General features: G+C 67.7%; 24 protein-coding genes. 9 read left to right on the top strand and 15 right to left on the bottom strand.

Going from position 1 to position 20,963, the window contains the following annotated elements; all coding sequences use genetic code 11:
- Positions 1–49: 49 nt before the first annotated feature.
- The 3 genes from AB0P11_RS03790 to AB0P11_RS03780 are packed head-to-tail and all read right to left on the bottom strand — an operon-like array spanning position 50 to position 2,449.
- Positions 50–805 (bottom strand): amino acid ABC transporter ATP-binding protein, encoded by a 756-nt coding sequence (locus AB0P11_RS03790; RefSeq protein ID WP_053098859.1) that lies wholly within the window; start codon positions 803–805, stop codon positions 50–52.
- Positions 802–1,599: an amino acid ABC transporter permease gene (locus AB0P11_RS03785; protein ID WP_053098858.1), complete on the bottom strand. Its 798-nt coding sequence runs from the start codon at positions 1,597–1,599 to the stop codon at positions 802–804. Before AB0P11_RS03785 ends, AB0P11_RS03790 begins: the two co-directional genes overlap by 4 nt.
- 34 nt (positions 1,600–1,633) lie before the next feature.
- Positions 1,634–2,449: a transporter substrate-binding domain-containing protein gene (locus tag AB0P11_RS03780; RefSeq protein ID WP_053098857.1), complete on the bottom strand. Its 816-nt coding sequence runs from the start codon at positions 2,447–2,449 to the stop codon at positions 1,634–1,636.
- A gap of 239 nt (positions 2,450–2,688) precedes the next feature.
- Here AB0P11_RS03780 and AB0P11_RS03775 point away from each other — a divergent pair, with 239 nt between their 5' ends.
- The 3 genes from AB0P11_RS03775 to AB0P11_RS03765 are packed head-to-tail and all read left to right on the top strand — an operon-like array spanning position 2,689 to position 8,571.
- Positions 2,689–3,354 carry a hypothetical protein gene (locus tag AB0P11_RS03775; RefSeq protein WP_363519866.1) on the top strand — a complete coding sequence of 222 codons (666 nt, stop codon included), beginning with the start codon at positions 2,689–2,691 and terminating at the stop codon, positions 3,352–3,354.
- On the top strand, positions 3,344–7,273 hold the full coding sequence (locus tag AB0P11_RS03770) for a Pls/PosA family non-ribosomal peptide synthetase (protein ID WP_363519863.1): 3,930 nt from the start codon (positions 3,344–3,346) through the stop codon (positions 7,271–7,273). The genes AB0P11_RS03775 and AB0P11_RS03770 overlap by 11 nt, the downstream gene beginning before the upstream one ends.
- Positions 7,270–8,571 (top strand): M1 family metallopeptidase, encoded by a 1,302-nt coding sequence (locus tag AB0P11_RS03765; RefSeq protein ID WP_363519860.1) that lies wholly within the window; start codon positions 7,270–7,272, stop codon positions 8,569–8,571. The genes AB0P11_RS03770 and AB0P11_RS03765 overlap by 4 nt, the downstream gene beginning before the upstream one ends.
- A 12-nt stretch (positions 8,572–8,583) precedes the next feature.
- Here the strand turns inward: AB0P11_RS03765 and AB0P11_RS03760 are convergent, their stop codons facing one another.
- From AB0P11_RS03760 to AB0P11_RS03730, 7 genes are all read right to left on the bottom strand, one after another.
- Complete coding sequence (locus AB0P11_RS03760) at positions 8,584–9,228, bottom strand: hypothetical protein (protein ID WP_363519857.1); 645 nt, start codon at positions 9,226–9,228, stop codon at positions 8,584–8,586.
- A 34-nt stretch (positions 9,229–9,262) separates the two neighbouring features.
- A complete protein-coding gene (locus AB0P11_RS03755; protein ID WP_053098852.1) occupies positions 9,263–9,562 on the bottom strand; it encodes a Dabb family protein in 300 nt (99 codons plus the stop codon).
- On the bottom strand, positions 9,559–9,849 hold the full coding sequence (locus tag AB0P11_RS03750) for a glutaredoxin family protein (protein ID WP_053098851.1): 291 nt from the start codon (positions 9,847–9,849) through the stop codon (positions 9,559–9,561). The genes AB0P11_RS03755 and AB0P11_RS03750 overlap by 4 nt, the downstream gene beginning before the upstream one ends.
- Positions 9,846–10,148 (bottom strand): rhodanese-like domain-containing protein, encoded by a 303-nt coding sequence (locus tag AB0P11_RS03745; RefSeq protein WP_053098850.1) that lies wholly within the window; start codon positions 10,146–10,148, stop codon positions 9,846–9,848. Before AB0P11_RS03745 ends, AB0P11_RS03750 begins: the two co-directional genes overlap by 4 nt.
- Positions 10,149–10,229: 81 nt before the next feature.
- Complete coding sequence (locus tag AB0P11_RS03740) at positions 10,230–10,328, bottom strand: AURKAIP1/COX24 domain-containing protein (protein ID WP_003792170.1); 99 nt, start codon at positions 10,326–10,328, stop codon at positions 10,230–10,232.
- A gap of 135 nt (positions 10,329–10,463) precedes the next feature.
- Entirely contained in the window at positions 10,464–10,655 is a 192-nt protein-coding gene (locus AB0P11_RS03735) for a helix-turn-helix domain-containing protein (protein ID WP_053098849.1), read from the bottom strand.
- Between the two features lie 325 nt (positions 10,656–10,980).
- Positions 10,981–11,397 (bottom strand): metalloregulator ArsR/SmtB family transcription factor, encoded by a 417-nt coding sequence (locus tag AB0P11_RS03730; protein WP_053099390.1) that lies wholly within the window; start codon positions 11,395–11,397, stop codon positions 10,981–10,983.
- 104 nt (positions 11,398–11,501) lie between these two features.
- Between AB0P11_RS03730 and AB0P11_RS03725 the strand changes: the two genes are divergently transcribed.
- Both AB0P11_RS03725 and AB0P11_RS03720 read left to right on the top strand, forming a co-directional pair.
- Positions 11,502–12,932, top strand: a complete 1,431-nt coding sequence (locus tag AB0P11_RS03725) for a potassium transporter TrkG (protein WP_053098848.1) — start codon at positions 11,502–11,504, stop codon at positions 12,930–12,932.
- The gene (locus AB0P11_RS03720; protein ID WP_047520565.1) at positions 12,925–13,596 is read left to right on the top strand and encodes a TrkA family potassium uptake protein; all 672 of its coding nucleotides are present in this window, start codon (positions 12,925–12,927) and stop codon (positions 13,594–13,596) included. The genes AB0P11_RS03725 and AB0P11_RS03720 overlap by 8 nt, the downstream gene beginning before the upstream one ends.
- 21 nt (positions 13,597–13,617) lie before the next feature.
- Here the strand turns inward: AB0P11_RS03720 and AB0P11_RS03715 are convergent, their stop codons facing one another.
- Together AB0P11_RS03715 and proC are read right to left on the bottom strand one after the other, a co-directional pair.
- Positions 13,618–13,905 (bottom strand): DUF1905 domain-containing protein, encoded by a 288-nt coding sequence (locus AB0P11_RS03715; protein WP_072590792.1) that lies wholly within the window; start codon positions 13,903–13,905, stop codon positions 13,618–13,620.
- A gap of 1 nt (position 13,906) precedes the next feature.
- On the bottom strand, positions 13,907–14,746 hold the full coding sequence (gene proC / locus AB0P11_RS03710) for a pyrroline-5-carboxylate reductase (protein ID WP_363519851.1): 840 nt from the start codon (positions 14,744–14,746) through the stop codon (positions 13,907–13,909).
- A gap of 60 nt (positions 14,747–14,806) precedes the next feature.
- On the opposite strand from proC, the gene AB0P11_RS03705 reads away from it, so the two are divergent.
- The gene (locus AB0P11_RS03705; protein ID WP_072590790.1) at positions 14,807–15,778 is read left to right on the top strand and encodes a cation diffusion facilitator family transporter; all 972 of its coding nucleotides are present in this window, start codon (positions 14,807–14,809) and stop codon (positions 15,776–15,778) included.
- 23 nt (positions 15,779–15,801) lie between these two features.
- Here the strand turns inward: AB0P11_RS03705 and tadA are convergent, their stop codons facing one another.
- The gene (gene tadA, locus AB0P11_RS03700) at positions 15,802–16,257 is read right to left on the bottom strand and encodes a tRNA adenosine(34) deaminase TadA (protein WP_056277087.1); all 456 of its coding nucleotides are present in this window, start codon (positions 16,255–16,257) and stop codon (positions 15,802–15,804) included.
- An 81-nt stretch (positions 16,258–16,338) separates the two neighbouring features.
- Between tadA and upp the strand changes: the two genes are divergently transcribed.
- On the top strand, positions 16,339–16,971 hold the full coding sequence (upp, locus tag AB0P11_RS03695) for a uracil phosphoribosyltransferase (protein ID WP_042538962.1): 633 nt from the start codon (positions 16,339–16,341) through the stop codon (positions 16,969–16,971).
- Here the strand turns inward: upp and AB0P11_RS03690 are convergent.
- Positions 16,956–17,936: a LysR family transcriptional regulator gene (locus AB0P11_RS03690; RefSeq protein ID WP_056277084.1), complete on the bottom strand. Its 981-nt coding sequence runs from the start codon at positions 17,934–17,936 to the stop codon at positions 16,956–16,958. The genes upp and AB0P11_RS03690 overlap by 16 nt on opposite strands.
- 122 nt (positions 17,937–18,058) lie before the next feature.
- Here AB0P11_RS03690 and AB0P11_RS03685 point away from each other — a divergent pair, with 122 nt between their 5' ends.
- Complete coding sequence (locus tag AB0P11_RS03685; protein ID WP_363519846.1) at positions 18,059–19,066, top strand: putative oxygenase MesX; 1,008 nt, start codon at positions 18,059–18,061, stop codon at positions 19,064–19,066.
- 20 nt (positions 19,067–19,086) lie between these two features.
- Positions 19,087–20,124: a methionine synthase gene (locus AB0P11_RS03680; RefSeq protein ID WP_363519843.1), complete on the top strand. Its 1,038-nt coding sequence runs from the start codon at positions 19,087–19,089 to the stop codon at positions 20,122–20,124.
- Positions 20,125–20,152: 28 nt separating this feature from the next.
- On the opposite strand, the gene AB0P11_RS03675 is transcribed toward AB0P11_RS03680, so the two are convergent.
- Entirely contained in the window at positions 20,153–20,944 is a 792-nt protein-coding gene (locus AB0P11_RS03675; protein ID WP_363519840.1) for a hypothetical protein, read from the bottom strand.
- Between the last annotated feature and the right edge of the window lie 19 nt (positions 20,945–20,963).

Here is a 20,963-nt window from a genome sequence, read left to right as displayed (position 1 = left end):
GCGCTGACTCAGCGGGAGGGGGTCTCGTCGTGACAGGTGAGACGCGAACTCAGAGGACGCGAGCCAGGAAGTCCTGCGTACGCGGATGCTGCGGGTTCGCGAGCACTTCGCGCGGGTCGCCCTCTTCGACGATGTAGCCGCCGTCCATGAAGATCAGACGTGATCCGACCTCGCGGGCGAAGCCCATCTCGTGCGTGACGACGAGCATCGTCATGCCCTCGTCCGCGAGCGAGCGCATGACCTGCAGCACCTCGCCGACGAGCTCGGGGTCGAGCGCCGACGTCGGCTCGTCGAACAGCATCATGTCCGGGTTCATGCACAGCGCCCGCGCGATCGCGACACGCTGCTGCTGACCGCCCGACAGGTGTCCGGGAAAGGCGTCCGCCTTCTCGGCGAGCCCGACGCGTCCGAGCATCTCCTTCGCGACCCGCTCAGCCTCAGCCTTGGACCGCTTCTTCACGCGCTGCTGCGCGATCATGAGATTGCCCATCACATCGAGGTGGGGGAAGAGGTTGAAGCTCTGGAACACCATGCCGATGCGGGTGCGCACCCGGTCGATGTCGACATCGGGATCAGTGATGTCGATCCCCTCGATGAGCACCTTGCCGCCGGTCGGCTCCTCGAGCAGGTTCACCGAGCGCAGCAGCGTCGACTTGCCCGAGCCCGACGGGCCGATGATGCAGACGACCTCTCCGGCGGTGACGGTGAGGTCGATGCCCTTGAGCACCTCGTTGTCGCCGAAGCTCTTCACGAGCCCCTGCAGGTCGATCGCGGGGGCGTGGACGTCAATCAGATCGGTGATCATCGCTGCCTCGACATCCTTCGTTCCAGGTACGCACTGAAGCGCGTGAGGGGGATCGTCACGATCAGGTAGAGGGCCGCCGCCATGATGAGCGGCGTTCCGTTCGCGTTCTGCGTGCTCGCGTCACGCGCGAAGTTCGTCAGCTCCTTCGACCAGATGAAGGAACCTGCCACGAAGAGCAGCGACGTGTCCTTCAGCAGCAGGACGAACTCGTTGGTCAGCGGCGGGATGATGATGCGGAACCCCTGCGGGACCACGATCCAGAACGTCGTCTTCATGGGCGACATGCCGAGCGAACGTGCCGCCTCGGTCTGCCCCTTCGGAACGGCCTGGATGCCGGCGCGGATCGTCTCGGCCATGTACGCCGATGCGACCAGGATCAGACCGATCAGGCCGAGCACGACCGGTCCGCCGAGCTTCGTGCCCGGCACGCCGAGTCCGATCGGCAGGATGAACGCGATGGCGAAGATCGTGAGGATCGCGGGAAGCCCGCGGAAGAGCTCGATCCACGCCGTCGCGATCCATCGGAAGGGTCCGATGGACGACAGCTTCAGCAGCGCGAGCACGACGCCGAGCAGCAGACCGCCGGCGAACGCGACGGCCGTGAACCACAGAGTGTTCACGAGCGCCGTGGTGATGATGCCCGGAAGCATCTTCGCCGCGACCTCCGGGTTGAAATACAGCTGCGCGATGCGGGCCCAGTCGGTGCTGACGATCAGCCAGACGGCGACCGCGATCAGCACCGCATAGACGGTGTACCGATACAGCTTGCTCTTCGTGGTGCGCCTCAACGCCATTGTCAAGGTCTCCCTGTCCTACGTCGCTCGCCGATTACTTCGCGGTGAAGTAGGTGTCGTAGATCGTCTGGTAGTCGCCGCTGTCGCGGAGATCCTGCAGCGCGCCGTCGATCGCCTCGCGCAGAGCGTCCTTCTCGCCCTTCGCGTATGCGAAACCGTACGACTCGCCGGTCTCGTACTCCTCGACGATCTTGTACGCGCTGTCGGCCTTCTCGTGCTCGAGGTTCACCGGCTGGTCCTGAAGGATCGCGTCGATCTGTCCGGCCTGCATCGCGGGCCACAGCTCTCCGTCGGAGGGGTACTGGACGAGTTCTGCGCCCTCGGCGTTCTCGGTCGCGTAGGCCTCTCCGGTGGTGCCCTGCTGCACTCCGACGTTCTTGCCCGAGAGGTCGTCGATCGACTCGATGCCCGAGTCGGTGCGCACGAGCAGCGACTGCAGCGACTCGTAGTAGGGCTCGGAGAAGTCGATGTTCGCCTTGCGCTCGTCGGTGATCGTCATGGCCGAGGCGCCGACGTCGCACTGTCCGGCGGCGAGCGTGGTGCCCGACTGCAGCGCGTCGAATCCGACGTCCTGCACCGAGAGCTTCAGGTCGAGCTCCTTCGCGATCGCGTCGAGCAGGTCGATGTCGAAGCCGGTGTAACCCGTGCCGTTGTCGCCGCCCTCGAACTCGAACGGTGCGTAAGGGATGTCGGAGCAGACCGTCAGGGTGCCCGCCTCGATGAGGTCGTACTCGTCGCCGGCCGCAGGCTCACCCGATCCCGCGTCACTGCCGCCGGTCGCGCATCCGGCGAGGGCGAGGGTGGCGGTCGCGGCGAGCGCGATCCCGGCGATGATGTTGCGACGCTGCATGTCAGCTCCTGAAGGACGAGGGTGTGGTTCCCCACGGACGGGTAGGAGAACATCTAAACATGCACCACCGGGCGGAACCCGCCGTCGGCCGCCTTCTGCGGATCACATTTGTGTTGCAAGTGTGACCGAATATGACGGGCGTGTTACGCACGATGCGGCACCGATTGTTCACCTTGCCTGAGTATCCTCTGTGCCGACAGCCCGAGCCGACACGCTCCGGACTCAGAGGAGACCCGATCATGGCAAAGAAGACCTCAGCACAGCGCACCGCCGAAGCCGCTCTCGACGCGGCGAAGGATGCGGCGAAGGATGCGAAGAAGCTGATCAAGTCCCTGCCCAAGAAAGACGCCAAGAAGCTGAAGCCTCTCGTCGAGGACGCGAAGGACGCGGCGAAAGTCTCGAAGAAGAAGGTCGCGGATCGGCCCAAGAAGGTCGCGAAGTCGGCGACCGCGGCGACCGCGCGCCTCACCCAGGCCACCGCACGCCTGGAGGCCGAGAAGAAGGCGTCGGACAGGAAGTCCGCCGCGAAGAAGGATCAGAAGAAGGCCGACAAGAAGTCCGCCGTCGAGCCGACGCTGGATGCGAAGCAGCCGGCCCCCAAGAAGGCCACCAAGAAGGCCGAGGCGAAGAAGGCCGTGGCCAAGAAGGCCGTGGTCGCGGCTCCGACCGTCGAGCCGACGGTCACGATCACGACCCCGACGTCGGCACCCGCACTGGCACCAGCACCAGCACCAGCACCAGCACCAGCACCGGCACCGGCACCGGCACCAACAGAGACCTCTGCAGCGGCACCGGAGCTCAGCGCGCTGACCCTGGTCCAGCTGCGCGCCCGCGCCCGCGCCGAGGGCCGCACCGGATACTCGCGCCTGACGAAGGCCGCTCTGCTCGACCTCCTTGCGCGCTGACGTGCAGGAGGCGCTCGACCGGGGCGCCGACGCGCCTCCTCCCCGCACGCTGATCGACATCCTTCAGGAGACGACCCGGCGATATCCCGACGCCTCGGCCGTCGAGGACGCGGACGGGGCGCTCAGCTACGCCGAGTTGCTCGCGCACGTCTGGCGTACGGCGGCCCTGCTGCACGAGAGAGGCGTGCGCCGCGGCGACCGCGTCGGCATCCGCATGTCGTCCGGACACCGCGAGCTGTACATCGCGATCCTCGGCACCATCGCGGCGGGCGCCGCCTATGTCCCCGTCGATGCCGACGACCCGCAGGAGCGTGCCGATCTCGTGTTCCACGAGGCCCGCATCGCGGGCACGATCACCGACGCCGGCTACATGCCGGCCGGAGCGACCGAGGCGGTCGATCTCCTCGGCGGCGAGTCACCTCATCCGCGCACCTCCGCGATCCCGATCGTCGCGCCGCCGACGGTCGACGACGATGCCTGGATCATCTTCACCTCCGGGTCGACCGGCGTGCCCAAGGGCGTCGCGGTCTCGCACCGTTCGGCCGCGGCCTTCGTCGACGCCGAGGCACGTCTGTTCCTCCAGGCCGCACCGCTGAGTCCCGGTGATCGCGTGCTCGCAGGCCTCTCGGTCGCCTTCGACGCGTCCTGTGAGGAGATGTGGCTCGCGTGGGGCCACGGCGCCTGCCTGGTGCCCGCACCGCGAGCTCTCGTGCGCTCGGGCGAAGACCTGGGGCCCTGGCTGCTCGGCCACGGCATCACCGTCGTCTCGACGGTGCCGACGCTCGCCGCCCTCTGGCCGCAGGACGCGATCGAGAACGTGCGCCTGCTGATCTTCGGCGGGGAGGCCTGCCCGCCCGAGCTCGTCGCCCGATTGGCATCGGACGGACGTGAGGTGTGGAACACCTACGGCCCGACCGAGGCCACGGTCGTGGCCTGCGCCTCGCTGATGGACGGTACGGGTCCCGTGCGCATCGGCCTCCCGCTCGACGGGTGGTCGCTCGCCGTGGTCGATGCTGACGGACAGCGCGTCGCCGAGGGCGAGACCGGCGAGCTGATCATCGGCGGAGTCGGTCTCGCCCGGTACCTCGACCCTGCGAAGGATGCCGAGAAGTACGCGCCCATGCCCACTCTCGGCTGGGACCGGGCCTACCGCTCCGGCGACGTTGTGCGGGTCGAGTCCGAGGGACTGATCTTCCAGGGGCGCGCCGATGACCAGGTCAAGATCGGCGGCCGCCGCATCGAGCTCGGCGAGGTCGAGGCGGCGCTGCAGGCGCTGAGCTCCGTCTCGGCGGCGACCGTGGTGGTGCAGAAGACCGAGACGGGCATGCCGATCCTCGTCGGCTATGTCGTGCCCGACGAGGGGTTCGACCGGCGGGTGGCGCGTGGTGAGCTCTCGGAGACGCTTCCCGCTCCGCTGATCCCCCTGCTCGCCGTCGTCGACGACCTGCCCGTCCGCACGTCCGGGAAGGTCGACAAGGCGGCTCTCCCCTGGCCGCTCGATTCCGGCGACGCGAACGACTCGTCCCTGTCCGGCACGGCGGCGTGGCTCGCCGAGCAGTGGTTCGCCGTGCTCGGCGTGCGCCCGGGCGACGAGGACGCCGACTTCTTCCAGCTCGGCGGCGGGTCGCTCGCGGCCGCCCAGCTGGTCTCCCGCCTGCGCACCCGGGCGCCGGAGTTCACGATGACCGACGTCTACGATCTGCCGCGGCTGCGCCAGATGTCGGATGCCGTCGACGATGAGGCCGATGATGAGGACGCCGAGGAACGCGTCTTCAGCCAGCCCGTCCCGACCCCCCGACGGATGCAGTGGGTGCAGACGATCGCGGGTCTCCCGCTGTTCGTGTTCACCGGCATCCGCTGGCTGCTGTACCTGCTCGCCGCGAGCTGGCTCCTGCGGCTGTCCCCCGGATTCGAATTCCTGCCCGCTGTTCCGGTGTGGACGATCATCGTCGGCCTGCTGATCTTCGTCACCCCGGTGGGGAAGATGACGATCGCCGCCGTCGCCGCGCGTCTGCTGCTCGCCGGACTCCGCCCTGGCGACTATCCGCGCGGCGGCGGAGTGCATCTGCGTCTGTGGCTCGCGGAGCAGATCGCCCAGCAGGTCGACCCGGTCGGCCTGGCCGGTGCTCCCTGGGTCGTCTACTACGCACGAGCTCTCGGCGCCCGCATCCACAGAGATGTCGATCTGCACACCGTCCCGCCGATCACGGGCATGCTCGACATCGGCTCCGGAGCCTCCATCGAGCCCGAGGTCGACCTCACCGGCTATTGGATCGATGGCGACACCGTGCGCATCGGCGGCATCCGCATCGGCGCGGGAGCGACCATCGGCGCCCGCAGCACCCTCGCCCCCGGCACGAAGATCGGTCGCGGCGCCGAGATCGCACCCGGCTCGGCCGTGTTCGGTCGGGTCCGCGCCGGGCAGCGCTGGGCAGGATCGCCGGCGGCACGCGTCGGCGGAGTGTCGCGGCCGTTCGCGGAGGGCCGCCCACCCAGCCGCACCCGGTGGTTGTGGGCCTACGCCGTCTCCTCCGCCGCGCTCGGCGTCCTCCCTGTCCTCTCGCTCGCCGCCGGCGCCTGGGTGCTCGCGCTGGGCATGCGCGGGTCCGACTCCCTGATAGCGGCCGTCCCGAGCATCCTGGCGCTGCTGGTTCCTGCAGTGCTGCTCGCCGGATTCGTGTTCGCCGGTCTCGTGCTCGTCTTCGTGCGTGTGCTCGGAGCCGGTCTCGGCGAAGGCGTGTACCCGGTGCGCTCGCGCATCGCCTGGCAGGCGTGGACGACCGAGCGTCTGCTCGATTCCGCCCGTACCTTCCTCTTCCCGCTGTACTCGAGCAGTGCCACTCCCTTCTGGCTCAGGGCCCTCGGGGCCGAGGTCGGGCGCGACGTCGAGGCGTCGACCGTGCTGCTCATCCCGAAGCTCACGACCATCGCCGACGGAGCGTTCCTCGCCGACGACACCATGGTCGCGACCTACGAGCTGCAGGGCGGATGGATGCGGCTGGGCACCGCGCGCATCGGCAAGCGCGCGTTCCTCGGCAACTCCGGCATGGCCGCCGGTGGGCACAACGTGCCTCGCGACGGCCTCGTCGCCGTCCTGTCCGTCGCTCCACCCAAGGCCAAGGCGGGCTCATCGTGGCTGGGCTCGCCCGCCGCGCGACTGCGCCGTGTGGTGAACGACTCCGATCTCGAGCGCACGTATCGCCCGCGCCCGGGACTCCGCCTCGCGCGGGCTCTGTGGGAGCTGTGCCGCATCATCCCGGTGTTCGTGACCTGCGCGATCGGAGTGAGTGTGATGCTCACGCTCGCCGCGGTGGTCGAGGCCTGGGGACTCGCATGGGCTGTGCTGCTCTCGAGCGCCGTGATGCTCGCCGCAGGCGCCTTCGCCGCTCTGATCACCACCGCCGCCAAGTGGCTGATCGTGGGGCCGATCCGTGCCGGCGAGCATCCGCTCTGGTCGAGCTTCGTGTGGCGCACGGAGGTGTCGGACACCTTCACGGAGATGGTGGCCGCACCCTGGTTCGCCAACGCCGCATCAGGCACTCCTGCACTCGCCATCTGGCTGCGCACCCTCGGCGCGAAGATCGGCCGAGGCGTCTGGACCGACAGCTACTGGCTGCCCGAGCCCGACCTGGTCACCCTCGGGGACGGTGCGACCGTGAACCGCGGATGTGTGGTTCAGACGCATCTGTTCCATGATCGAGTGATGAGCATCGACGCAGTGACCCTCGAGAGCGGTGCGACCCTCGGTCCGCACAGCGTGATCCTGCCCGCGGCCACGATCGGATCGGATGCCACGGTCGGGCCCGCCTCACTCGTGATGCGGGGCGAGTTCGTGCCGATCGGCAGTCGATGGAGCGGCAACCCCATCGGACCGTGGCGTGCCGTCAAAGTGCGCTCCTACCAGGCCTCGAACGCATGACCGTCGACCCCTACACCCCGCACAGCGGCGATCGGCGCTACGGGGTGCTGCACTACGACCTGGCCATCGACTATCGCGTGACCACGAACCGCATCGCGGGCACGGCGACGATCCGACTGCAGATGCAGGAATCGGCGAAGCACGTCTCGTTCGACCTCGTCGGGCTCAAAGTCACGAAGGTGCGGGTGGTCGGTGATCGCGCCGCCTCGTTCAGACAGGACGACCGGCGACTCAAAGTGGTCTTCGGGGGCGAGCGGGCGAGCGGTCAGGAGCTCACGGTCGCGGTCGAGTACTCCGGTTCTCCGTCGCCCCGGCGCACTCGATGGGGACTCCTCGGGTGGGAAGAACTCGAAGACGGCGTGCTCGTCGCGTCGCAGCCGACCGGCGCGCCGACCTGGTTCCCCTGCAACGACCTGCCCTCGGACAAGGCGACGTATCGGTTGGAGTTCACGGCCGATCCCGAGTACACCGTGGTCAGCGGCGGCGCAGCCACGCGATCGACGCAGCGCGGTCGCACCCGATGGATCTTCGAGCAGCCGGTGCCGACCGCGACATACCTGATGACCGTGCAGATCGGCCAGTACGACGATGACAGGGTCGCTCTCGGTACGACTCCCGGGCGTCTGTTCCACCCGCGGGCTCTCGCGGGTCGCGTGCGCTCCGACTTCGCCCCGCTGCCGCACATGATGGAGACGTTCGTCGAAGCCTTCGGCACGTATCCCTACGAGTCCTACAAAGTCGTCATCACACCCGACGATCTCGAGATCCCCCTCGAAGCGCAGGGCATGGCGATCTTCGGTGCGAATCACGTGGACGGAGCCGGGGGCAGCGAGCGCCTGATCGCGCATGAGCTCGCGCACCAGTGGTTCGGCAACAGCGTCGGCGTCGCCCGCTGGCGGGACATCTGGCTGAACGAGGGATTCGCCTGCTACGCCGAGTGGCTGTGGTCTGAAGCGTCCGGCGCGTCGACCGCCCACGAGAACGCTCTGGCCCATCACGCCGCCCTCCGCGGCCTCGCCCAGGATCTGCTGCTCTCGGATCCCGGTCCGAACGACATGTTCGACGATCGCGTCTACAAGCGCGGCGCCCTCACCCTGCATGCCCTGCGACTCACGCTCGGCGATGAGCGGTTCTTCGCTCTGACGCGGGAGTGGACCGCGCGGTTCGCGCGACTCGCTGTCACCAGCGACGACTTCCTCGGCCTCGTCGGCGAGGTGGCCGACGACCAGGCGCGCACCCTGGTGCGGACCTGGATCGACGAACTCCCGCTGCCCGCACTTCCTGCATCCCGGTCCTGAGACCGAGCGGGATCACCCCCGAGCGACGCTCAGCACGTACCCCGGTGGGCCGACCAGCGTCGTGACGTCGATCGTGGCGGCACGACCCGGAAGCGCTGCCGACCACACGCAGGGATCCGTGTTCTCGCGCAGTCGGAGGAGCACCTCTGACGGCTCTGTCTCGAATCCGCGACCATCCGCCTTGACCGCCGCCTCGATGCGCGTCCACCCCGCGAGATCCGGGGCGGCGCCGTCAGGGAACATCGTTCGCAGCTCGTCGACCCGGCCGGCCGCAGATGCCTGCTCGACATCGACGCCGAGCGACGCCGCAGTCCCCACCGCTGCCGGAGCCACTGCGACGACGACGAGACCCTCCGCATGACTCACGCTGAGCAAGACGCCGTCGGCGCGCGGCCGACCATGGTCCGCCCCGCACCTGGCACAGCGGCTCGAGATGACCACGTCGTGCGTTCCGGTGATCCTGCGTACGAGGGCGCGCATCAGTGCCCTGCCGGCGAGGAACGCCCGGGCACGGCTGCCGCTCAGCTCGCGGAGGCGTTCCCGCTGACCCATCGCTGCGGCATCGGCTTCAGTGAAATCGTGCAGCTGCGAGGGCGATGCCCAGGCGATCGTGATGTCACGCCAGGTGGTCTCGCCTGCGATTCCCCCTGCGCTCATCACACCGAGAACCGCCGATCAGAGGTTCAGAGGTTCAGAGTTCGAAGTCGACGGCCACACGGGAGGCGACGACCGAGCGCACATACGCCACGACCTCTTCGTGCGCCGGGTGCACCTGATACTCCTCGAGCGCAGCGATCGAATCGACGTCCGCGACGAGGGTGACGTCCCAGTTCGCGTCGGGATAAGCGACGTTCGCGCCCGCGGTGATCGAGCGCAGCTGCGGCACGACGCCGTCGAGAGCGTTCAGACGACGGGCGACCTCGGCGGCCTGCTCGGCGCGTGTCGCCGCATCGTCGGCTGCGAGCTTCCAGGTGACGACGTGACGGATCATCGGGCTTCCTTCTCGAGTGCGTCCTGCTGCACGGCTGATTCGAGCGCGTCGCGCAGTCGGTCGGCGGACAGACGCCAGTGCGCGTGCAGGTCGCCGTCGATCAGGACGACGGGGATCTTCTCCCACCACAGCTCGTAGAGCACAGGATCGTCGGCGATCGAGGCCTCCACGATCTCGATGCGCTCGGCTGCCGCGTCAGGCAGGTCGGCGACGACGGCGTCGATGATCTCGGACGCGACATCGCAGAGATGGCAGTCCGGCTTGCCGATGAGGGTCAGCGTGGTCACGCCGACGGCACCTCGATATCGCGGCCCTGCGCGATCCACTCGCCCGTTCCGCCCTCGACGTTGGTGGCGTCGTATCCGCGGGACTCGAGCGCTTCGACGACGCGCGCCGACCGCCCACCCGCTTGGCAGATGACGTCGAACGACTCTGCGGGCAGCTCTTCGAGCCGGTTGCCGATCTCGGACATCGGGATGTTGACTGCCCCGGGTACGTGACCGGCGGCGAACTCATCCACCTCTCGGACATCGATGAGCGGGGTGTTCGACCGCTCGGCGAGTTCGGTGACGGTGATCGACTTCATGGCATGCTCCTGCGACGAGTGGGAAACCGGGGGCAGAGACACAAAGCGCCCGTCCGGAGACAGGCGCTCGTGTCTGGTCGCTTACTTCTTGTTGCGACGCTGGTGGCGAGTCTTACGAAGCAGCTTGCGGTGCTTCTTCTTCGCCATGCGCTTGCGGCGCTTCTTGATGACAGAACCCACGGAAACCTCACTAAGTCAGTGGCTGGGTGTCGTCGGTGACAGACACCCGGGTACGGGCACGGAAAAATGCCTCGGATCAGTCTAGCAAACCGTGGAGCTTCTGCTGCACGCGCTCACGAGACGACGCCGAGGACGTCAGCCGACGTCGGCTATCGGTCGCTGCAGGGCCTCAGCGACCGCGGATTCCGGAACACGGAAACTGCGACCGAAGCGGATGGCTGGCAGCTCCCCAGCGTGCACCATCCGATAGACCGTCATCTTCGACACACGCATGAGTTCGGCGACCTCGGCCACCGTAAGGAACCGGACATCTGGAACCTCGGGCATCCCACGTACCCCTTTCTGGATTGTGTGCACACTCTATGGGCAAGGTGGGACACGTGTAAACCCATGTGGCCTGTGTGATCAGTGTGCATCCCCGACGGTCGCGAAGGCGCGCACGGGAAAGGTCCCGAATCCGCGCACGGCCGGCGGAACGGGCGAGGTCACAGCGGAGACATAGGACGTATGCCGGAACCGCTCAGACTGCCCTGCGAGGCTGACCACACGACTCACGATGGCACCATCCGAGTCACGCGGGCTGGGGCCCGCGGCCTCGCCCCTGACGACACGCCCCCCGATCGTCAGGGGCGATGTGTGTCTCCGGCCGCGATCAGCCGCCGAGGCGCTTGAGGGCCGTCGCGACCACGTGCTTCGCCGATGCCGCGGCGCGGCCGACGACCTCGGCCGCGTGTGCGGCTCCGTCGGGCAGCGGCAGTCCGGGGTAGTCGATGTCGGGTGCGTCGTCGCCGTAGGCATCCATGAGGAAGGGCACGAGCCAGTCGTCGACGACCTCGAGCGGCTCGACGGCCAAGCTGTAGAAACGACGCTGCCCGTCTTCGCGGACGCTGACCAGCTCGGCCTCGCGCAGGACCTTCAGATGCTTCGAGACGGTCGGCTGGCTGATGCCGAGGTCGGCGACGATCTGGCTCACGCTCGTTCCGGCGTCCCCTTCGGCGGTGCGTCGCAGGAGAAGCTGGAGAATGTCTCGCCTCGTACCGTCTGCGATCACGTCGAAGATGTCCGTCATGTGATCAGGGTAGTCGTCCCCGGCACGGAGTACCATGACGAAGGCTCGGCGATCAGCGCCGTGCATCCGCGCACGTCGGAGCAGGAAGATCGAAGGGGGACGCGATGTCGGGCATCGTTTCGGCGTCGTCGCCTCGACAGCGTCTCCAGAACGCCGCCTCCTGGGGCAAGCACATCATCACGTCGTCGCCCTCGCGCTTCGCGATCGTCATCTTCGCGCTGCTCATCCTGGTCTTCACGGTGCTGCTCTCGCTGCCGATCGCCTCGGCCTCGCGCACGGTCACGCCGTTGGCGGATGCACTGTTCACCGCGGTCTCCACCATCTGCGTCACGGGACTCGCGACCGTCGACATGGCGACGTACTGGTCGCCCTTCGGTCACGTGCTGATCTTCATCGGCGTCAACATCGGCGCGCTCGGCGTTCTCACCCTCGCCTCGTTGATGGGCATGCTCATCTCCAAGAGACTGGGACTCCGCGCCAAGCTCCTCGCCGCGGGAGACACCAACCCCCTTCGCGCGCACGGTGGCGTGGTGAACGAGAGCCAGACCGTCCGGCTGGGCGAAGTCGGTCAGCTCCTGACGACCGTGGCCGTCTCCGCGCTGATCATCGAGGGCGTGCTCGCGGTCCTCCTCTACCCCGCACTCGTGATGGCCGGGGTCGAGCCGATCGCAGCGCTCTGGGAGGCCCCCTACTTCGCCGCGATGGCCTTCACCAACACCGGCTTCGCGCCGAATGCCGGCGGAGTCGCCGTGTTCGCCGACGACTATCTCGTCCTCACGCTGCTGATGGCCGGCGTGTTCCTCGGCAGCATCGGCTTCCCGGTGATCTACACCCTGGCCAAGCACGTGTGGCACGTGAAGAAGTGGTCGCTGCACACCAAGCTCACCTTGGTCACCACGGTGCTGCTCTTCGTGCTCGGCGCCGCCGTCTTCCTGATCCTCGAGTACGCGAACCCGAAGACGTTCGGGTCGATGGATGCCGCGGACACGACCTTCCAGGCGTTCTTCCTGTCCGCGATGACGAGGTCGGGCGGCTTCAACGTGATCGAGATGGACGATCTGAACGGCTCATCCCTCCTCGCCGCGAGCATGCTGATGTTCGTCGGCGGCGGCTCGGCCTCCACCGCAGGCGGAATCAAGGTGACGACCCTGGCGGTGCTCGCGATCGCGGTGTGGTCCGAGGCCAAGGGCCGTCAGTCCGTCGAGGCGTTCGGCCGTCGCATCCCCAGCGACGTGCAGCGCGTCGCGTTGAGCGTCGTCGCCTGGGGAGCCACGATCGTGGCGCTCTCGACGATCATCATCGCCCAGATCACCAAGGCGGACATCAGCCACGTCCTCTTCGACGTCATCTCGGCTTTCGCCACCGTCGGACTCTCGACCGGCCTCACCGCCGATCTCCCCGACGCCGGTTCGTACGTCCTCGCGACCACCATCTTCATGGGGCGCGTTGGTACAGTGACTCTCGCCGCGGCCGTCGCCGCGACATCGCGAACGCAGTACTACTCACTGCCCGTGGAAAGGCCGATCGTTGGTTGAAGTCCTCCGGGGCGACGCTCCCGTCCTCGTCATCGGTCTCGGCCGGTTCGGTGCCGCCTGCGCAGGCGAACTCGATCGTCTCGACCGCGAGGTCCTGGCGATCGACGACAACCTCGAGCTCGTGCAGAAATGGTCGGACCGCGTCACGCACACGGTGCAGGCCGACGCCAAGAACATCGACGCCCTGCGGCAGATCGGCGCGCAGGACTTCCAGGTCGCCGTCGTCGCCGTCGGCTCGTCGATCGAGGCGTCGGTGCTGATCACCGCGAACCTCGTCGATCTCAAGGTGCCGCAGATCTGGGCCAAGGCGGTCTCGCAGTCGCACGGCAAGATCCTCGCCCGCGTCGGCGCCAACCACGTCATCTACCCCGAGCGAGAAGCCGGTGAGCGCGTCGCGCACCTCGTCTCCGGGCGGATGCTCGACTTCATCCGCTTCGACGACGACTTCGTGCTGGCCAAGATGTACCCGCCGAAGTTCATCCGCGGCGTGGGTCTGAACGAGTCCGGCGTGCGCAGCAAGTACAAGGTCACGGTCGTGGGAGTGAAGAGCCCGGGCAAGCCGTTCCGCTACGCCGAGGCGAACACGATCGTGACCAACCACGATCTGATCATCGTCTCGGGCACCAACAGCGACATCGAGCGCTTCGCCGCCCTCGACCGCTGACCGGCATCCGCGCGACGGACGTCAGGCGTCGATGTCGAGCGCGATCTCGACGAGGTCGTCGACCGCGACGCCCTCACGGTCTTGCAGTGCCTTCTTGATCGGCACGATGTAGCCGCCGTCCTTGGGCCAGAGGGCGGTGGTCACCGTCGTGTCGCCGATCGTGACGGATGCGGGGATCATCCCCCATCCGTAGGTGACGACGCTCGCGACCTCACCGATCATCTCGCTCTCCGCCGGCGGCACGGTGACGAAATGGAACGGCGCGGGACCGCGCCAAAACCAGATCTCCCCGGAGAACCGCAGCTGCATGTCAGGCTCCGGCCGCGAGTTCCTTCGCGCGTGCGAGCGCGGCAGCGGCGGCATCCGCGAAGGTGCGATCGAGGTGCGCGTCCTGCAGCACCGCCACGGCCTTCTCGGTGGTGCCCTTGGGGCTCGTGACCCTGCGGCGGAGCTCGGACGGCTCCTCACCCGACGCATCGAGCAGCGCAGTGGCGCCGATGAAGGTCTGCTCCACCATGACCCGCGCGTCGCTCTCGCTGAAGCCCATTCCCACGGCCGCCTTCGTCAGCTCCTCGATGAGCAGGTAGACGTAGGCGGGGCCGGAACCCGAGATCGTCGAGAGTGCGTCGATCTGCGATTCGGGAACCTCGACGACCGCACCCACGGTGGCGAAGAGGCGGTGCACGAGGGCGAGATCGTCGTCGGATGCCGCTGCCCCCGCGGCCAGACCGGTGACTCCTTTGCCAACTGTCGAGGGCGTGTTCGGCATCGATCGGATGACCCGCACGTCGGCGCCGAGATTGTCGGCGAAGGTCTGGAGCGTGACGCCCGCGGCGAGGCTCACGACGATCGCGTCGTCGGCCAGATGGGGGGCGATCTCGCGCAGCAGATCGGGCACCATCGCGGGCTTCACCCCGACGAGGACGATGCGAGCCTTCGCGACCGCATCCGCGTTGCCGTCGGTGGTCTCGGACAGGGCGATGCTCCTGACCCCGTCGAGGTCGGCGAGGGCCGCCGCCTTCTCGGGCGTGCGGTTCGTCGCGGTGATTCCCCCGTCGACCTGGATGCCGGATGCGACCACCCCTCGGAGGATCGCGCCGCCCATCGATCCGGCACCGAGGAACGCGAGAGCGGGAAGCGAGTCAGCCATGTCGCCATCCTACGGCGGGCGCACCGGGCGACCACGGACGAGCCGATCTAGACTCGACGCATGAGTGCATCCGGCGGCGGCAAGGCCATTCTCGCGGCGTTCCTGGCGAACCTGGGCATAGCCCTGGCGAAGTTCCTCGCGTGGGCGCTGTCGGGATCCGCATCGATGCTCGCCGAGGCGATCCACTCGGTCGCCGACTCGGGCAACCAGCTGCTGCTCATGCTGGGCGGACGCAAGGCGAAGCGCGAGGCGGACAGGGCGCACCCCTTCGGCTACGGGCGGGAACGGTACGTCTACGCGTTCGTGGTGTCGATCATCCTGTTCTCCGTCGGAGGTCTGTTCGCGATCTACGAGGCGATCGACAAGCTCACGCACCCGCATGAACTCGACAAGACGTGGTGGTGGCTGCCGATCGTCGTGCTGGTGGTCGCGATCGGCCTCGAGTCGTTCTCGCTGCGCACCGCCGTCAGAGAGAGCAATCTCGTCCGTGACACGGGCCAGTCCTGGGTGTCGTTCGTGCGCCGCGCGAAGGCGCCGGAGCTCCCCGTCGTGCTCCTCGAGGACGTCGGGGCACTCACCGGTCTCACGTTCGCACTGCTCGGCGTCGGGCTCACCGTGATCACCGGAAACCCGCTGTTCGACGCACTCGGCACATTGATGATCGGCATCCTGCTCGTACTCATCGCGATCGTGCTCGGCGTCGAGACGAAGAGCCTCCTCGTGGGCGAGGGCGCCACGCAGGCCGATCACGATCGCATCGTCGATGCGATCAACGCGGGCGACGAGATCGAGAAGATCATCCACATGAAGACCCTCTACCTGGGCCCGGACGAGCTCATGGTCGCGGCGAAGATCGCACTCAACGCGAACAAGCCGCTGCGCGAGGCAGCGGTCGACATCGATGCGATCGAGGCCCGCATCCGCGAGGCTCTTCCGATCGCACGCGTGATCTACATCGAGCCCGACGTGTACCGGCCGTCGCTCGACCCCGAGCCGTCGACCGACGTCTTCGTGCTCAAGTCCTCCGACTGATCGCTCGCGGGGTGCCGTGGCCGTCAGCGCCGCTGCTCGAAGAAGCTCCGCAGAAGGGCCGTGGCGGCATCCGCTTCGACCCCGCCGACGACCTCGGCGCGGTACGGCAGCCGACGGTCGCGCAGCACGTCGTACATGGAGCCGGCGGCCCCCGCCTTGTCGTCCCACGCGCCGAAGACGACGCGGCCGATCCGCGCCTGCAGGATCGCCCCCGCGCACATGATGCAGGGCTCGAGGGTCACGACGAGGGTGTGGCCGTCGAGATTCCACGAGCCGACGGACGCCGCGGCCGACCGCAGCGCCGCGATCTCGGCGTGCCCCGTGGGGTCGTGGGTCGCCTCACGATGATTGCGTCCTTCGGCGATGATCCGGCCCTCTGCGTCGAGCACCACCGCGCCGACCGGGATCTCCGAGGCCGCCGACGCCTCGGCCGCGAGCTCGAGCGCGCGTCGCATCGCACGGGCGTCGGAGGCGGTCATGCGTCGAGCCTACGACAGCCGCTCGGGCAGCCGACGGCATCCGATGTCGTACCGGAGCCCCCGGCGCATTAGCCTGTATCCATGCGTGTCCACGTCGCCGACCACCCTCTCGTCACTCACAAGCTCTCGGTGCTGCGCGACCATCGCACCCCGTCGCCCGTCTTCCGGCAGCTGACCGAAGAGCTCGTGACGCTTCTCGCGTATGAGGCGACCCGCAACGTGAAGGTCAGTCCGGTCGAGATCACCACCCCCGTGACGACGACGATGGGCGTGAAGATCTCGGAGCCCCGTCCGATCGTCGTGCCGATCCTGCGCGCCGGCCTCGGCATGCTCGAGGGCCTGGTGAAGCTGCTGCCGACGGCAGAGGTCGGGTTCCTGGGCATGGTCCGCGACGAGGAGACCTTCGAGCCGACCACCTACGCCGAGCGCCTTCCCGACGACCTGAGCGATCGTCAGTGCTTCGCGATCGATCCGATGCTCGCGACCGGCGGCTCGCTGGCTGCCGCCATCCAGTTCCTCTTCGACCGCGGGGCCAAGGACGTCACGGCGATCTGCCTGCTCGGCACTCCCGAAGGCCTCGCCGCCATCGAGGCGCTCGTCGGAGACCGCGATGTGACGATCGTGCTCGGGGCTCTCGATGAGCGCCTCAACGAGAAGGGCTACATCGTGCCCGGACTCGGCGACGCCGGCGATCGGCTCTACGGCACCGTCTGACGGATCTCCGGCTCGCGCGGTTCGTCCTCGAGAAGGGGCACGCCGAAGCTCGCCACCACGTCTCGCACCTCGCCGAGGTACTGCTGAGCCTGTTCGGTGAGCGGTATGGCCGTGCGTCCGATCCAGCCGATCTCGATGCGCTCGTCGACGTCGAGGGGCACGGCGACGATCTCGGGATCGAGATCGTCGCTGATGATGCCGGTCGAGATCGTGTATCCGTCGAGACCGATCATCAGGTTGAAGATCGTCGCTCGATCGGAGACCCGGATCTCCCGCGCACTCGAGAGGGTCGAGAGGATCTCCTCCGCGAAGTAGAACGAGTTGTTCGCGCCCTGGTCGAAGGTGAGACGCGGAAGGCCGACGAGATCGTCGAGGGTCGCACGGTCTCGCGACGCGAGTGCGTTCCGCCGTGAGACGAAGATGTGCGGCTCGGCGATGAAGAGCGGATGGAATGCGAGACCCGAGTCCCGCAGGAGCTTGTCGATCACGTTGCGGTTGAAGTCGTTGCGGAAGAGGATGCCGAGTTCGCTGCGGAGCGTCCGCACATCCTCGATGATGTCCCACGTGCGGGTCTCGCGGAGCGAGAACTCGTATTCGGCGGCGCTCGAGCGCTTGACCATCCGCACGAATGCATCGACGGCGAAGGAGTAGTGCTGGGTGGAGACCCCGAGGAGGCGGCGCGACGGTGGCCGCCCGAGGTAGCGCTGCTCGAGAAGCTCGGCCTGCTCGACGATCTGTCTGGCATACCCGAGGAACTCCGTGCCGTCGCTCGTGAGCGTCACCCCTCGCGCCGAGCGGGTCAGCAGATCGCGTCCGACTCGGCTCTCGAGGTCTTTCATCGCCGCGGACATCGTGGGCTGCGCGACATAGAGCACGTCGGCCGCCGCGGTGATGGACCCCTCCGCAGCGACCTCGATGAAGTACTGGAGCTGTTGCAGTGTGATCCCGCTCGATCGTCTGGGCATAGGAGAAGGCTATATCACCGCATAGCGGAGCCGAATTACCCGATAGCTCCGGCATCGCGGCACTATGAGATCACCGCTTTCGCGAGGCCCGATGGGCCTCCCCTCCCCCGGATTGGCCCCTCATGGCGAACGAGATCACGTTCAGCATCACGACCACTCGCTTCGACGAGGACTATGCCCCGTCCGACAGCTCGCGCATCACCACGAACTTCGCCAACCTCGCGCGCGGCGAGCGCCGCCAGCAGAACCTCCGCAACACCCTGGAGATGATCGACCGTCGCTTCAACGACCTCGCGGGCGGCGACGAGCGCTACACGGTCGAGCTCGACATCGTCTCGGTGCAGTTGCGATTCGCCGATGGCAACGACGAGGAGTTCCCGGTGCTCGAGGTGCTCGACGTCCACATCGTCGACCGGCTGACCGGAGAACGCCGCCATGGGATCGTGGGAAACAACTTCTCCTCCTACCTCCGCGACTACGACTTCAGCGTCGTCCTGCCTGCGGCGAGCGCGGCCGCCGGCGGATTCTCCACTCCCGACGACTTCGGCGTGCTGCACGGCAAGCTCTTCCAGCATTTCCTCGAGTCCGAGGCGTACCAGGAGCGCTTCTCGACCCTGCCGGTGATCTGCATCAGCGTCTCGACCAGCAGGACCTATCAGCGCAACGGCAACCACCACCCCGTGCTCGGCGCCGAGTACGTCCAGGACTCCTTCTCGCTCACCGACGAGTACTTCGGGAAGATGGGGCTGCAGGTCCGCTACTTCATGCCACGCGGCAGCGTGGCCCCCCTCGCCTTCTACTTCCGCGGCGACCTCCTGAGCGACTACTCCGATCTGCAGCTCATCGGCACGATCAGCACCATGGAGACCTTCCAGAAGATCTACCGGCCTGAGATCTACAACGCGAATGCGCCGGCCGAGAGCGTCTACCGTCCGAGCCTCGCCCACGACGACTATCAGCAGACGGAGATCACGTACGACCGCGAGGAGCGCAGCCAGCTCGCCGTCGTGCAGGGACGCTACGCCGATGAGCACTTCGTCACGCCGCACCGGACGGTGCTGGACCGGTGGGCTGCCGGGTATCCCGCTCCGTCCTCCCCCGCGTCCGCCTCCCCCGTTGCGGTCCGATGACCGGCCGCGGATCGTCGACCGTGCGAGAACTCCTCCCCACCTCGATCGTCGGAAGTCTGCCCAAGCCGGCGTGGCTCGCCCGGCCCGAAGCCCTCTGGTCGCCGTGGGAGCTGCAGGGCGATGCGCTCGCGGAGGGCAAGCATGACGCCCTGCGCGCCGCAGTGCACGAGCAGCGTCGACGCGGGATCGACATCATCAGCGACGGGGAGCAGACCCGTCAGCACTTCGTCACCACCTTCATCGAGCATCTCGACGGAGTCGACTTCGAGAATCGGGAGACGGTCCGCATCCGCGACCGCTATGACGCGAGCGTGCCGACCGTCGTCGGCGCAGTGAGCCGCCGCGCGCCCGTGTTCGTGGACGACGCGGCCTTCCTGCGCCAGCAGACCGACCAGCCGATCAAGTGGGCGCTGCCTGGCCCGATGACGATGATCGACACGCTGTCGGACCGCCACTATCGCAGCCGCGAGAAGCTGGCATGGGAGTTCGCGACGATCCTCAATCAGGAGGCGAAAGAGCTCGAGGCAGCCGGAGTCGACATCATCCAGTTCGACGAGCCCGCGTTCAACGTGTTCTTCGACGAGATGAAGGACTGGGGCGTCGCTGCTCTGGAGCGGGCAGCAGAAGGACTGCGTGCGGAGACCGCGGTCCACATCTGCTACGGCTACGGGATCAAGGCCAACAACGATTGGAAGGCGACCCTCGGAGCCGAGTGGAGGCAGTACGAGGAGTCGTTCCCCCTTCTGCAGCGATCCACCATCGACATCGTCTCGCTGGAGAGCCACCACTCCCACGTGCCGCTCGACCTCATCGAGCTGATCCGCGGCAAGAAGGTGATGCTCGGCGCGATCGACGTCGCGAGCGAGCAGATCGAGACTCCGGAAGAAGTCGCCGACACCCTGCGGCGCGCGCTCGAGTTCGTCGATGCGGACCTGCTCATCCCCAGCTCGAACTGCGGGATGGCGCCCCTACCGAGGCGCGTCGCTCTCGACAAGATGAGCGCCCTGTCAGCGGGAGCGCGAATCGTGCGCGACGAACTCGGCGGCACCGGCGCCTGACCGCGCTCGAGCAGCCGCGTCGTGTGACTCACGCCCTCACGAGGTAGCAGCGCTCCTCGCCGTACTTCGTGAAACCCGCTCGCGCGAGGATCGGCGCGGAGGTGGCGGTGCGCCCCTTCACCAACGCCGTGGTCGCTCCCCGTGCCGCGCTCTGGCGAAGCCGCTCCACGAGGACGGCACGGTAGGCTCCTCGTCCCCGTGCCTGCTCGATCGTCGCCGCTCCCCACAGACGTGCGAAGCCGTCGACGATCGTGCAGCCGCCCGTGCTGACCGCCTCGCCGTCCGCGCTGAGACGGGCGAGAACACGCACCTGCGTGCCTGCGTCGTACGCCGATGTGATCTCGTCGAGTTCGATGCGCAGGCATTCGTCATCGAGCGGCTGCTGCTTCCAGACCGGCACATTGATCGCGTCGACTTCGCGAACCTGCTCGAGCGTTCGCACGACCTCCGCCCTGGCTTCAGGCGGGACATCGCTCGCGGCGCTGTCGATCGTGGCGCTGTCGATCCGGCTCGCGAAGACGGCCACGGTGTCGATGTGCTCGGCTCCGCGCTTGCGGAGCTCGGCTTCGAGATCGGGGCGGTCGGACGCGTTGGTCCAGAACCGCAGCTCGCTCTCGTCCCACGCCCTCGTGCGGTCGATGGCGTGTTCTACGACGGTCGCGGCATCCGCATCCGAGTCGACCTGCGAGCCGCGCACTCCGCCACCGAATCGCGTCGGATACCGCACCAGCTGCAGATGGCTCCGCTGCTGCTCGCTGCCGCGGGGAAACCACACCCACGCCGCCGAGGCTCGCAGGACATCATCGATCGTGTGAGTCATCGCTCTCCTCTGCCGACGG

It is taken from the genome of Microbacterium sp. NPDC079176, from assembly GCF_040686675.1.
Taxonomy (GTDB): domain Bacteria; phylum Actinomycetota; class Actinomycetes; order Actinomycetales; family Microbacteriaceae; genus Microbacterium.
This window is presented reverse-complemented; position numbering and strand designations above follow the sequence as displayed.